Annotated in this window: 14 protein-coding genes; 7 read left to right on the top strand and 7 right to left on the bottom strand. The window is 33.8% G+C overall.

Annotated elements, in window-relative coordinates:
* The first annotated feature begins 13 nt into the window (after positions 1 to 13).
* From NTX22_18270 to NTX22_18245, 6 genes are all read left to right on the top strand, one after another.
* Positions 14 to 826 carry an ATP-binding cassette domain-containing protein gene (locus NTX22_18270; protein MCX6152477.1) on the top strand — a complete coding sequence of 271 codons (813 nt, stop codon included), beginning with the start codon at positions 14 to 16 and terminating at the stop codon, positions 824 to 826.
* Positions 827 to 866: 40 nt separating this feature from the next.
* Positions 867 to 1406 carry a sigma-70 family RNA polymerase sigma factor gene (locus NTX22_18265; GenBank protein ID MCX6152476.1) on the top strand — a complete coding sequence of 180 codons (540 nt, stop codon included), beginning with the start codon at positions 867 to 869 and terminating at the stop codon, positions 1404 to 1406.
* Between the two features lies 1 nt (position 1407).
* On the top strand, positions 1408 to 2181 hold the full coding sequence (locus NTX22_18260; GenBank protein MCX6152475.1) for a hypothetical protein: 774 nt from the start codon (positions 1408 to 1410) through the stop codon (positions 2179 to 2181).
* Between the two features lie 21 nt (positions 2182 to 2202).
* Entirely contained in the window at positions 2203 to 3225 is a 1023-nt protein-coding gene (locus NTX22_18255) for a hypothetical protein (protein MCX6152474.1), read from the top strand.
* Between the two features lie 123 nt (positions 3226 to 3348).
* Positions 3349 to 6309: a hypothetical protein gene (locus NTX22_18250; GenBank protein MCX6152473.1), complete on the top strand. Its 2961-nt coding sequence runs from the start codon at positions 3349 to 3351 to the stop codon at positions 6307 to 6309.
* Positions 6310 to 6322: 13 nt separating this feature from the next.
* Positions 6323 to 7318: a PrsW family intramembrane metalloprotease gene (locus tag NTX22_18245; protein ID MCX6152472.1), complete on the top strand. Its 996-nt coding sequence runs from the start codon at positions 6323 to 6325 to the stop codon at positions 7316 to 7318.
* Positions 7319 to 7344: 26 nt separating this feature from the next.
* On the opposite strand, the gene phoU is transcribed toward NTX22_18245, so the two are convergent.
* From phoU to NTX22_18215, 6 genes are read right to left on the bottom strand one after another with little or no spacing between them, the layout of a single operon-like run.
* Positions 7345 to 8010 (bottom strand): phosphate signaling complex protein PhoU, encoded by a 666-nt coding sequence (gene phoU / locus NTX22_18240; GenBank protein MCX6152471.1) that lies wholly within the window; start codon positions 8008 to 8010, stop codon positions 7345 to 7347.
* A 43-nt stretch (positions 8011 to 8053) separates the two neighbouring features.
* Complete coding sequence (gene pstB / locus NTX22_18235) at positions 8054 to 8803, bottom strand: phosphate ABC transporter ATP-binding protein PstB (GenBank protein ID MCX6152470.1); 750 nt, start codon at positions 8801 to 8803, stop codon at positions 8054 to 8056.
* A 15-nt stretch (positions 8804 to 8818) separates the two neighbouring features.
* A complete protein-coding gene (gene pstA, locus NTX22_18230; GenBank protein ID MCX6152469.1) occupies positions 8819 to 9685 on the bottom strand; it encodes a phosphate ABC transporter permease PstA in 867 nt (288 codons plus the stop codon).
* A complete protein-coding gene (gene pstC / locus NTX22_18225) occupies positions 9670 to 10638 on the bottom strand; it encodes a phosphate ABC transporter permease subunit PstC (GenBank protein MCX6152468.1) in 969 nt (322 codons plus the stop codon). Before pstC ends, pstA begins: the two co-directional genes overlap by 16 nt.
* A gap of 16 nt (positions 10639 to 10654) precedes the next feature.
* Positions 10655 to 11698, bottom strand: a complete 1044-nt coding sequence (pstS, locus tag NTX22_18220) for a phosphate ABC transporter substrate-binding protein PstS (protein ID MCX6152467.1) — start codon at positions 11696 to 11698, stop codon at positions 10655 to 10657.
* Between the two features lie 13 nt (positions 11699 to 11711).
* The gene (locus NTX22_18215) at positions 11712 to 12755 is read right to left on the bottom strand and encodes a hypothetical protein (protein MCX6152466.1); all 1044 of its coding nucleotides are present in this window, start codon (positions 12753 to 12755) and stop codon (positions 11712 to 11714) included.
* 126 nt (positions 12756 to 12881) lie between these two features.
* On the opposite strand from NTX22_18215, the gene NTX22_18210 reads away from it, so the two are divergent.
* Entirely contained in the window at positions 12882 to 13052 is a 171-nt protein-coding gene (locus NTX22_18210; protein MCX6152465.1) for a type II toxin-antitoxin system PemK/MazF family toxin, read from the top strand.
* Between the two features lie 249 nt (positions 13053 to 13301).
* Here NTX22_18210 and NTX22_18205 read toward each other — a convergent pair whose 3' ends face one another.
* Positions 13302 to 13571 carry a hypothetical protein gene (locus NTX22_18205; GenBank protein ID MCX6152464.1) on the bottom strand — a complete coding sequence of 90 codons (270 nt, stop codon included), beginning with the start codon at positions 13569 to 13571 and terminating at the stop codon, positions 13302 to 13304.
* Positions 13572 to 13778 lie beyond the last annotated feature (207 nt).

Here is a 13778-nt window from a genome sequence, read left to right as displayed (position 1 = left end):
TCCAGTTTGCTTTATGATAAATATAATCGATGCAGAAAAAATTTTTAATCCAGGAACGATAAATGAAGTTGTTGCTTTAGAAAAAATAAATTTGAAAGTGCACGATGGTGAATTCCTTACTTTTATTGGAACAAATGGCTCAGGGAAATCAACTCTTCTTAATATAATTTCTGGTACTATATTTTCTGATAAAGGTAAAATTGAGATTGATGGAAAAGATGTAACAAGAAAAAAAGATTTTGAAAGAGCAGCCTACGTTTCCCGCGTATTCCAAAATCCATTTAGCGGTACAGCCTCGCATATGACAATTGCTGAAAACCTATTGATAGCTTATAACCGAAGTAAGAAGAGAACACCGAAGATAAACCTGAACAAACCTCTTTTAAATTATTTCAAAGAGGAGGTTTCCCTGTTGGAAATGCAGTTGGAAGACAGGTTAGATAATTTAATCGGCTCTCTTTCCGGAGGGCAGCGCCAGGCATTAACTCTTTTAATGGCTGTTATTAATAAACCAAAGCTGCTTCTACTGGATGAGCATACAGCAGCACTTGATCCTAAAACTGCTTTGCAAGTGGTTAAACTGACAAGGAAATTTGTTGAATTTAATAATCTTACAACAATTATGATAACGCACAGTATGCAGCAAGCGCTGGAGTTAGGAACACGAACAATAATGATGTACCGGGGAAAAATTATTGAAGATATTCCGGAACAAGAAAAGAACAGGTTAACTGTAAATGACTTGCTGGATAAATTCGCGGACTTGAGAAAGAAAGAAGGATTAACCGATGATATTTATGAACAGTTAAGAAGAGAATATTTTTAATTAACTAAGGAATAAACTTTTTTAAATTCCAACTGTACTTATGAATGAGAAATCTGATAACCTTCTGGTTGAAGAAATTCTTGCAGGAAATGATTCATCCTTTAAAGAGTTGATCCAGAAATATCAAAAACCAATTTTTAACCTGGTAGTTAGAATGATTCAAAATTTTGAAGATGCCAAAGATGTAACACAAAACGTGTTTATTAAAGCTTATGAAAATCTTTCTTTATATGATGATAAGTACAAATTCTTTAGTTGGATTTACAGGATTGGAGTTAATGAATCCATTAACTTCCGGAATTCAAGAAAATTTAATGATGAAATCGATGAATCAAATTTCTTCGATCTTGCAACTCCAGAAAATAAATTATTGAAAATGGAAGAATCGGAAAGAATAAACGCTGCAATTTCCAATCTAAGAGATGATATGAAAACACTTATAATACTTAAACACTTCCAGGAATTTTCGTACGAGGAGATTGCTGAAACAATGAATATATCGGTTAGCAAAGTTAAATCTCGATTGTTTACTGCGCGACATCTGCTTAAAAATATTTTAGTGCAATTGGGAGAGTTTTAAGATGGATAAAAATAAATTGGTGGAATTGGTAAACAAAGATTTGGATAATATTATCGATGTGACAGAAAAAGAAATTCTTCAAAAAGAAATGAGCACTAATCCCGAAGCAAAGAAATACTATGATGAAATGAAAACTTGCTTTACCTTACTTGCCAGAAAAAAAACGGAAGAATATGATATTGATCTTTCTGATCAAGTAATTTCTAAACTAAGAAATAAAAAATTTGAATCCAGAAAGAAAATTAAATTCCAATCATTCTTATTCTATTTTAATTCACCAAAAGTTCGTTATGTAGGTTCATTTGCGTTAGGAGCAATTGCTTGCTTTATTGTTCTGTCGCTCGTATATAAAAATACTTCGGGCGATATTAGTTCAACAGGTTCCGGACTTTCCGGTACTATGGGCAGCATTGAAACATATGGTGATTTTAAGGAAGCGGATTATGTTTCCATAGACATACCAGAAGTTAAAGCAACATTTAATTCACAGTTCCTGGCTGACCGGGTAATAGCAAAATTAAAAATCGCTTCTACAGAGGAAGTAAAAATAAATCTTGGCTTTAACCAGGACAAATTAAAACTTTACGCGTTAAAACCGTTAATTCAGAATAATGATTCCAGGATTGTATCTGCAAAAAACCTCGTTCAGATAGTTAATAAGGGTGATAATAGTTTTCTAATTTTATTTAACAGCAATCAATTACAGGAAAAAATATCAATTAAAATTTTTGCTGATTCAAAAGAGATTTACCAAAATTTAATTAATACGCATTAATAATATTAACAGGAGGACAACTTGAAAAAGAATATGAAACTTGTTTTAGTGGTGGTTGTAGTTATAGTAGCAACAATAATAGTTATTTCTTACTTATTTCCGCCGGCAACAGTTGATGAAACAAGCGGAACTATAGGTAAAGTAAAAAAATATAATGCCGGGCAGATAAGTGCGAAAGATGTAAAACTGAAAAACGTTATGCTGAGTGATGAAAAATCGCTTAATGCTTCCATTACCCAGTTAAGTGATTATAAAGCTTTCATCACAGATATAAACAAGGATTTAGGTAATTGGACAAATAAAATATTATCACTTACTAAAAACGAAAAAGATATTATTAAGGGAGCTGATCTTTTAAAAAAGAATTCTAAAGTATTTGATGAATTCAAATCCTACATCGATCAAAATATGAGTACATTGGATAACACCATTACTCTACTTTCCAAAATAAGCAAAAAGGATACTGTTAATCAAAACCTGGAAATTGAAAAAACATTAAATGATTATGAAAATTTCCGTATTCAAATTGCGGAAAGATTTCTGAAGATGGTGGATGCAATTCCAAATGTGCATAACGCTTTACTCCTAAATAAACAACCGGGAATAATTGGAAATAAAGATAATGTAATGGGTATTATAATTCTTAATAAGGAAGGAAACCTTGGTGTTTATTCAAACAAAGAAAATGTTAACTTTAATAAAGATATGGCACTTGGAATTTATTATAATGTGCAAATGGGAACGAGTACGGTGGTTCCTGGAAATAAAGAACAACTGACTAATAAAGTATCTGGTAATAAAGAACAACTTCAATCCAAAGTGCTTGGTACAAATGCATCTTTCGGAAGCCAGAATTTAATTGGCTTGTTTGCTTTTAATAATAAGGATAAATCATTTGCAATGGCTTTTGGAAGTTCTCAGTTAGGGTCATCCAGCTTAAACAACTTATGTCCACTTGGTTCTTTGTTTAACTCGAGTGCTCCTTATGGACTTGCTGTTATGAATAGTAATGAACAATTGGGAATGGAACTAATGACGCCATAAAGATAATCAGTTAGGGATAGCATTAAATCCTAAGATAATTAGAAATAATCTTCTCATTATTAATTGATATGCCATACTTACAATGTATGGCATAGTTTATTTTTAAACATATCGGGCTGCCAAATGAAAAAAACAACTGTTGCTGCCGCATCATTAAAATATTTTTTGTTCATTACATTTTTTTTGCTTTCTGGTTTTGCTAATGCACAGCTACTTAATTCCTTTCAAACTAAAAATCTAAACACAATTTTTGTTGATCAGCGACAGTATTATTTAATTCCTCATCTTGCAAGCTGTTTTGAAAACGCAATGAGTTTTCACAATAAACTATGGGATTACAAATCAGATGAACAGCTTGCGGTGCTTTTCCACGATTTTGGTGATTGGGGTTATGCCGGTGCAATCAATATTCCATTCAACCTTTTAATTGTAGCAATTGAACCATTTGATTATGCATACGATGTAATGCCGGCTAATGAAAGAATGAACTGGTTGATGAATCACGAATTAACACACATAGTTATGTGCGATAAACCCAACAACCGCGATAGATTTTTCCGATCACTATTTTCCGGAAAAGTTTCTTCAACAAATCAGCAGCCACTTTCTTTGCTTTACAGTTTTTTAGCAAGCCCGCGCCGTTACTCACCACGCTGGTACCACGAGGGCATAGCTGTATTTATGGAAACCTGGATGGCCGGCGGTGTTGGACGGGCTCTTGGTGGTTATGATGAAATGGTTTTCAGATCAATGGTAAATGACAGCAGTTATTTTTATAATGCTGTGGGATTGGAATCGGAAGGAACCACAATAGATTTCCAAGTTGGTATGAATGCTTATTTATACGGAACAAGATTCGTTAATTATCTTTCTTATCAATATGGACCGGAGAAACTTTTAAATTGGTACAAAAGAACTGATGATAGTTACACTCTTTATGATTCACAATTCAAAGAAGTATATAAAACAACAATAAGAAACGAGTGGGATAAATGGATTTCATTCGAGCAAGATTTGCAGAATGACAACATCAAATTGATAAGAGAGAATCCAACTACCGAATTTAAAAAAATTGGGACGGAAACTCTGGGCTCAGTCTCCCGGCAGTTTTACAACAGGAAAGAAAATAAAATTTACGCTGGAATAAATTATCCGGGGCAGCTTGCTCAAATCTCTTCCATAAGTTTAACAGATGGAAAGATTGAAAAGTTGATAGATATGCCTTCGCCAGCACTGTATTATGTTACCTCGCTTGCTTACGATGATTCGTCATCAACTTTATTTTACACAACCAATAACAGCCAAAACTGGAGAACAATAAATTCATACAATCTGGTAACTGATGAATCTAAAACTCTAATTGAGAGAGCAAGGATTGGCGATTTAGTATTTGATAAAGCAGATAAATCTCTTTGGGGAATGCAGCATAACAATGGAATTTCTTTGTTGGTGCATATTCCGTTTCCTTATGAAAGCTGGAATACAATCTATTCAATTACTTATGGGCAGGATCTTTTTGATATTGATGTTTCTCCTGATGGGAAATATTTGACCGGGACTAAATCGGAAATAAGCGGAAAACAAAAATTCGTCAGGATTGATATTCAAAATGCAATTAAAGGTAAGCTTGATTTTGAAGAGCTTTATGAGTTTGAAAATAACTCCGCTTCAAATTTTGTTTTTTCACCAGATGGAAAATATTTGTACGGTACTTCCTATTTGACCGGAGTATCCAATACGTTCCGCTATGATTTTGAAAAAAAGGATATGCAGACGATAAGCAATACGGAAACCGGTTTCTTTAGACCAATAAAAATTAGTACGGATTCAATCCTCGCATTTAAATATTCCGGTAAGGGATTTTCACCGGTATTATTCAAGGAGAAAGTATTGGAAGATGTAAATGCAATAAATTACCTTGGACAAAAAGTTATTGAAAAATATCCGGTACTGGAATCGTGGAAAGCCGGCTCACCCGCTCAAATAAAAATTGATTCTTTAACAATATATAATGGTGGGTATGCTCCCTTCAATTATTTACGGTTCACTTCCCTTTACCCGATAGTTGAAGGATACAAAGTTTTTCCATCCTATGGTTTAAGATTGGAATTACAGGATCCGATCCAACTTTCCTCAATATCAATGTCGGCTTCTTATTCGCCGAATAAATTAATTCAGAATAAGCAGAGAATACATTTAGGATTAGCAATGCGGTATTGGAACTGGGAGTTTGAGGCAGAATATAATCATGCGGATTTCTATGATTTGTTTGGACCAACAAAAACAAGCCGGGCTGGTTACTCCTTTCTTTTGCAATACAATGAAATGTTAATTGATGAAACGCCAAAAAAAATGGATTACACAATCCGTGCAGCAGCTTTTGGAGATTTGGAAAGAGTACCTGATTATCAAAACGTGGCGGCTTCATTCGATAAACTTTACTCATTAAGCGGAGACATAAAATATTCACGCTTTAGAAAATCACTTGGTAGTGTTGATGACGAAGCTGGTTTCTCATTCCAGTTCAATTCAAAAAATAATTATGTTAATAAGAATTTTTATCCCCGTGTATGGGCAAATTTGAATTATGGGTTCTTAACTCCGTGGAATCATTCATCAATATGGTTTAGAGGTTCGGTAGGAAATTCTTTTGCAAATAACAGGGCTGATGCGTTTGCTAATTTTTATTTCGGCGGATTCGGAAATAACTATGTTGATTACCAGGAAGTTAGAAGATATAGAACCTATTACAGCTTTCCCGGAATGGAATTAAATTCACTTGGTGGAACTAACTTTAGCAAATGTTTAATTGAGTGGGATTTACCTGCTTTAAGATTTAGAGAAATGGGATTTCTATCTTTCTATTCAACCTTTGCAAGAATTGCTTTCTTTTCCTCTGGACTAATTACAAATTTTGATAAAAGCGATTTACGTCAGCAGTATTTAAATGTCGGCACTCAACTCGATTTTGAAGTTGTGCTTTTCTCCCTTCTGAAGTCAACCATTTCTGTTGGTTATGGAAAGGCATTCAATAAATATCAGAAACCATCTGATGAAGTAATGTTATCACTAAAACTTTTATAAGCGATAACCAGAAATGAATTTTATAGTTGCTTTAATACCGGTATTTATATTTCTACTTTTTCTAATTTACATAGACAGCTTTAAGCTGGTTAAGTACTTTGATTTAATTTCCTGCTTGATTTGGGGAATGATTAGTGCCGGAATATCTTACTTAATAAATTCATTTCTCTTAAACGAATTGCAAATAAGTTTTATTACCTACTCAAAATATATTGCCCCGCTGATAGAAGAAACTTTGAAAGCATCAATAATTATTTTGCTAATGTACCGGGGCAGAATTGGATTTTTAATTGATGGAGCAGTTTTAGGTTTTGCAATTGGCGCCGGCTTTTCGTTTGTAGAAAATATTTATTATCTGAATATGATTGACAGCAGTAATTTAACAATCTGGATTGTACGCGGATTTGGAACAGCATTAATGCATGGTAGCTGCACATTAATATTTTCAGTCATTTTTATGAATATGTTTAGTCAAAAAGAATCTTTTAGATTTTATTTGTTTTTTCCGGGCTTAATTGCGGCTGTAGTTCTGCATTCCATTTACAACCAGTTTATTGTGTCACCGCTAATTTCAACATTAGTTATCTGCGTCAGTGTTCCATTCATAATTATTTTAATCTTCGAGCAGAATGAAAAATCGTTGAGGAAATGGTTGGAGATAGAATTTGATACCGAGCTGCGTTTACTAAATATGGCAAAGAGCGGGCAATTTTCCCAAACCAAAAGTGGTAGGTATATAATTTCAATAAAGGATCGCTTTCCAGGTGAAATTATTATTGATATGATTTGCTATATTCGTTTATACCTGGAATTATCTTTAAGAGCAAAAAGCAATTTGCTGCTAACTGAAAGTGGGTTTGCAGTTAATAAAGATGAAGATGTACAACAAAAACTAAACGAATTAAAATATCTTAAGAAAAATATTGGTAAGACTGGTATTCTCGCAATCTCACCGGTACTTCGGATCAATCAGAAAGATATCTGGAAACTGAACCAACTTGGAAATTGAATAATTAGATGGCCTGCGTAATATTACTATTCTTTTAAATTTTTCCTATGCACAACAATTTCTGCATCAATTAAAAAAACAACTTCTTCTGCAATATTCTTCGCGTGATCAGCCAGCCGTTCAATATGTTTGGAAATTATTATCATATGAGAAGCTGGATTTATAACAGAACTATCCGCCTGCATTTTTTCCACAAGAAAATTAAAAATTGTTTTGTTATAAGAATCAACAATTTTATCTTTTTCACGTATAGTTCTGGCAAGCGAAATATCTTCATTAATAAATGAATCAATTGCTTCTTTTACCATTAACCGGGCTTGTTTCCCCATATCAATTATTTCAGATTCACGGAAAAGATTTTTAGCATCACCCAGTTTTTTAATTCTTTGAGAAATATTTACTGCAATATCACCGCATCGTTCAAGTTGATTATTTATCATCAGCACTGTGATGATGTACCTCAGGTCTGTTGCAACTGGTTGGAACAACGCTAAAACACCTTCGCACTTTTCCTGGATCAGAATGTCATACTCATCAACTGTTTTATCACGTAGTTTTATTGATGCAATGAATTCTGCATCATTTTTTTCAATTGCTGCAAAGGCATCTTCTACCATTGCATCCACAATACTTGCCATCACTAAAATGTTCTTCTTTATTTCTTCAATTTTTATTTCAAATTGTGTAAGCATTTTTACCTTTTGGTTTGTAATACTTTTAAGTCAGTTTTATTGCTTAACCGAACCTGCCGGTTATATAATCCTCGGTTTGTTTTTTTGCCGGGTTTGTAAATATTTTTTTAGTCACGTCATATTCAATAAGTTCACCTAAATAGAAGAAGGCGGTGTAATCGCTTACTCTTGCAGCCTGCTGCATGTTATGTGTAACAATAACAATTGTATAGTTCTTTTTTAATTTAAAAATAAGCTCCTCAATCTTGGCAGTTGAAATAGGATCCAGTGCACTTGCCGGCTCATCCATTAAAATTATTTCCGGATCAACGGCGAGCGTTCTGGCAATACATAATCTTTGCTGCTGTCCGCCGGAAATATTTGCTCCGGAATCACCTAAATTATCTTTTACTTCATCCCAAAGTGCAGCTTGCTGCAAACACCTTTCAACAATTGGCGTAATTAATTTTTTGTTTCGGATTCCATTTAATCTTAATCCTGCGGCAACATTATTGAAAATAGACATTGTCGGAAAAGGATTTGGTTTCTGAAATACCATCCCCACCCTTTTTCTTAATAGTACCGGGTCAGTTTTTGTTAGTTCCTCTCCATCAAGTAAAATTGATCCTTTAATTGTACCGCCAACAACTTCGTGCATTCTATTAAGACATCTTATAAATGTTGATTTACCGCATCCAGAAGGACCGATAATTGCCACAACTTTATTTTTGGGAATTTCCATTGAGATGTCTTTTAAAACTTTATTTTTGCCATAATACGCTTCTAAGTTTTTAATTGATAATTTGATATCCATTTTTATCCGGAAGATTTAATTTGATTTATATTTTGATCGAGTTATAATTCTAAACAACAAACTTAAAATTGAGATTAGCAATATCAGCACTAACGCACCAGTCCAGGCTTGTTGATTCCAATCTTCAAAAGGAGCTTTGGCATAATCGTAAATGTATACTGTTAATGAAGCAATTGGCTGCCCAACATTGGTGGACCAAAAACGGTTACCTAAAGCAGTAAAAAGTAAAGGAGCGGTTTCTCCGGCAGCTCTTGATAAACCAAGTAAAACACCGGTCGCAATTCCTTTCCATGCCGTACGCAAAATAATTGCAGTAGTAGTTTTCCATTTCGGTATTCCTAATGCTAACCCAGCTTCGCGCAAAGAATGAGGAACCAGCTTTATCATTTCCTCTGTTGTTCTTGTTATTGTTGGTATCATTAAAATTCCCAGAGCAACCCCACCAGCAAATGCAGAAAAATGCTTCATAGGAACTACAATCATAGTGTAAGCAACTACACCAACAACAATAGAAGGAATGCCGCTTAATACATCAGTTAAAAACCTTACTAAAAACCCAAATTTGTTATTACCAAATTCTGATAAATATGTTCCTGTCATTATGCCAACGGGAATTCCAATTGCGCCACCAATACCAATTAAAATTAATGTACCAACAATTGCATTAGCCATTCCACCACCAGTTTCACCAACCGATTTGGGCATGGAAATAAAAAAACTAAAATTGAAATAAGTAATGCCTTTAGAAATTGTATAATAGAAAATGAAAACTAACGGAACAATTGCTGCCAATGCAGCAACAAATGTCAAAGACATCATAATTGTGCTTGTTATTTTTTTTCTATAAAAGAAAAATTTTGAATTCATTATATCGTTTTCCATTTCCTGCTCATACTCCAAACCAGGAACCTTGCAAGTGCATTAATAATTATTGTAATTATAAAAAGAACCAGCGCAAGCTGAATCAATGCACTCATATACATATCCGAGGTTGCTTCAGTAAATTCATTTGCTATTAAACTTGCCATTGTGTAAGATGGATCAAATAAGGATGGAGAAATTAAAGCTCTGTTGCCAATAACCATAGTTACAGCCATTGTTTCTCCAATTGCTCTTCCAAAACCAAGCATGGTTGCGCCAAGTATTCCGGATTTAGCATCCTTTAAAATAATAATAGTGGATTGCCATTTAGTTGCACCAAGCGCTAATGCAGCTTCTCGCAGGGAATGTGGAACAGACTTTAACACGTCACGGGTAATGGAAGAAATTATTGGCAGCACCATAATTGTTAAAATCAAAACAGCGGCTAACATTCCAAATCCATAAGGTGCACCGCGGAAGAATGGTAAAAATCCAAGCTTATCCGATAAATAAGGTTCAATATAATTTCGTATCAAAGGAACTAATACAAAAATTCCCCATAAACCGTAGATAACACTTGGAATACCTGCCAGAAGTTCCACTAAAAATGAAAGAGGTTTCTCTAACCAGGGTGGAGCTACTTCTGACAGATAAATTGCCACTCCAATACTAAGTGGTAATGCCAGGATTAAAGATAGGAATGAAGATACCAGAGTACCATAAATGATAGGCAAAGCACCATAAATTTCCCTAACCGGATCCCATGTAGAGTTGGTTAAAAAACTCCACCCAAATTTTTCAATGGAAATTCTGGAACCCTGGTACATCTCGTAACCCATCAACAAAACAAGAAGAAAGACTGACATCGCAAAGAGTAGTGTCAGTCTTTCGAATATGAAATCGCCGAAGTTGTACGATGAAAAGAATTTTTTTATTATGTTTTTTTTAGCTGTTTTAATTTCAACACTATCCAATAATCACTTACAAGCACTATTTAATTTTTTTGCCATTCACAGTAATTAAACTGATTTTCTTTTCACACAGCTTAACTACGGCTTTTGGAAGTGGAGCATAGTAAAGCCCGGTAGCATAGGATTGTCCTTTATTCATTGCCCATTTTAAGAATTTTACCAATGCTTTAGCTTTTGCATCATCTTTTATATTTTGATAAATAAGCAACCAGGTAAATCCTGAAATTGGATAAGAATCTTTTCCGTCCGCGTCAGTAATTGAAACGCGTAGATCTGAAGGCATATTTTTGGAAGCGCCTTCGGCAGCCGCACTAACTGAAGCAAAAGTTGCTTCGATAAATTTACCGGCTTTATTTTTCATATCAGCGTATGCAATATTATTTTTTACTGCATAAGCTAATTCAACATAACCGATTGATCCTTCAGTTTGCTTTACCAAACCGGCAACACCTTCGTTACCCTTTCCACCCAAACCAACAGGCCAGTTAACTGAAGTTCCTTTACCAACTTTCGATTCCCATTCCTTGCTGGCTTTTGTTAAATAATCTGTAAAAATATAAGTGGTTCCGCTTCCATCAGAACGATGCGCAACAATAATTGCTTTATTAGGAAGATTTAATTTTGGATTTAGTTTTTTAATACCGGCATCGTTCCACATTGTAATTTTTCCCAAAAATATAGCCGATAGGGTTTCACCGTCGAACTTAAGCCCTTTGGCAACACCAGGTAAATTATAACACACAACATCCGCTCCCATTACAGTTGGAATGTGCAGAATATCTGTACCCTGTTTAGTTTTAGCATCAGCTAATTGTTGATCAGTCATAGGTCCATCAGTTGCACCAAAATCTACAGTTCCTTCAATAATTTGTTTGATGCCACCACCGCTGCCAATTGATTGATAATTGAATTGAACACCAGTCGCATTTTTGTATTCATCAAACCATTTAGAATATATAACAAAAGGAAAAGTTGCACCTGCTCCATTCAATTGTAATTGCGCAATTGAAGTTGAAGAAAAGTAAATGGCTAATAGTGTTGATATGATTATTCGAAATTTCATTTTCACTCCTTTATTAAAATTGATAATAAAATGTTACTCTACCGACTAAATCTTTTGGATCTTTTCCTTCATATTTGAATAGTTCAAAGTTTGGAATAATGCTTACATTTTTAACAGGTCTAAAATCGATACCGGCAAGTAATAATAACACGGCATCATTTGAGTTATCAGAATTAGGATCATAATTATCAAATCTTCCAACCACTCTAAATTTTTCCGACAAAGAAGCCCAAGCCCAAAAAGAAACTCCAAAACTATTTTGGTTTTGCAACGCCTGAGTGGAGGTTTTACTAAAATTATTCTGAATACTTCTGTAAAATGATTCGGCTCCAATCGAAAAATTATCCTTGTTTTTGTAATTCAGAAATACTGCCCCAACTACCTGATCGTTTGATTTTGTCTGGTTATCGAATTTATCAAGTTTATTTGCCTTCGATGCAAAATCACCATAAAAAGTAGCTATAAATCCTTCAACAGGTTTCAACTGAAATTGCGCGTAAAATCTTTTATACTTATCTGTTTCCGGAGCGTTGCCGGAATTATTAGCAATTTTAAACCAATAATTTACAGAACCGCTTTCTGTTAATTTACCTTTTAGATCAACTCCAAAATCTCTTGAAGGAACGATACTGAATAGATCCATAATAGTTTTTTCTATTGCGCGATACTGAAAAGCTCCTTCGGATACATCAAAAGCGGGAGTAGGAGAAATACCAAAAATCATATCCGATCCGCTGAAAATTCCTTTCCATTTTAAATATGCATCTTTAACCATAACGCCAATTTTTCCACCGGCGGTTAATGATCCAGCACCCTGATCAGCTTCCAATCTGAAACGAGTTTCAAAATTTTCTGCAATATTATAGTCAGTGGTAATGTATATTCTTCTAAATTGAAATCCGCTTAAATCCTTCTTGGTTATATCCGAATTATCAATGTTGTAAAAGTAGTCGCCGAACATTAAGCCGCTAAATTTTACATTTTCTTTTACATCCTGCGCCTGCAGTTTAAATAATGAGATTACAAAAAAGCCAATTAGTAAAAACAAATTTTTCATAGATACTCCTTGTTTAAAAAAATTCTCGTCTAAAATTACTTTATGAATGTTAAGTTAATGTTAAGGCAGCATTAACAAATTGTTAATAAGTTGAATTCAAATTATAAATAAATTGTTTCATGCATTATGATATTTATTGAAAAAGGTGAGGGCGTTTTAAAGGAAGAAAGCTACGTTGATTGTGGACAAATTAGAACTGTTGACAAAGACGCAAGATTAATCACCAAATATGGTTCATTAAGTAAATCAAAAATGAGTGAAATAGATAAAGCATTAAAGATTTCTCTTTCTCTTTAATAATTCATAAAAGGATATTTTTCGAATTTGAAGCTACCGGTATAACGGCATACAGTGTTGCTGCCACTAAAATCAAGAAAGTAAAAACGCAATTACAAATAATAAAATAACTTCCCGGTTAATGACTGGCTTAACAAAATTCTTCATCTTAATTTTCATAAAACTAGCGGATTGAATTTTGGCTTCATCATTACAAGTTTGCCTTCAGTTTGAATGTTTTCTTTCCGACACTGTATTATACCATTGACACTATATTGCTGAAGATTTTAATTCCCCTTTATTATACTTATGGATTATGCTGGAAATTAATGTTTGATAGGGAATTCCTTGTTCTATTGCTTTCACTTGAATATCGTGATAATCCTTTGAAGTCAATCGAATGTTTATTCGTTTGTTTTTAGATATGCTTTCTTTTGCTGCTATTATATAATTCTTTTGGTTTTTCTTTTTGATGGCTTTCCATTCACCTTTTTCGTAAGATTCAATTAAATCTTTTTCTTCTTTATCTAAATATTTCATTTCTATTCCTCTCTATTTAAATATCTTTTTGTTGCTTCTCTACCGGGATATATTGTTTTCAAATAATATACATTCTGTTGGAACAATGGTAAAGTTTGGTGAACCTTCACGCATTCTTAATACGGATGATCCGCCGAATGCCCATCCGTTCAATTCATCATAAAAATAAACAGAGTGTAGTTCGTTACCTAACGGTTTGGGATTTAA

The organism is Ignavibacteriales bacterium (genome assembly GCA_026390815.1).
Taxonomy (GTDB): Bacteria; Bacteroidota; Ignavibacteria; order Ignavibacteriales; family SURF-24; genus JAPLFH01.
Note: the sequence above shows the minus strand (reverse complement) of the source record. Positions and strands in the feature narration are given on the sequence as shown.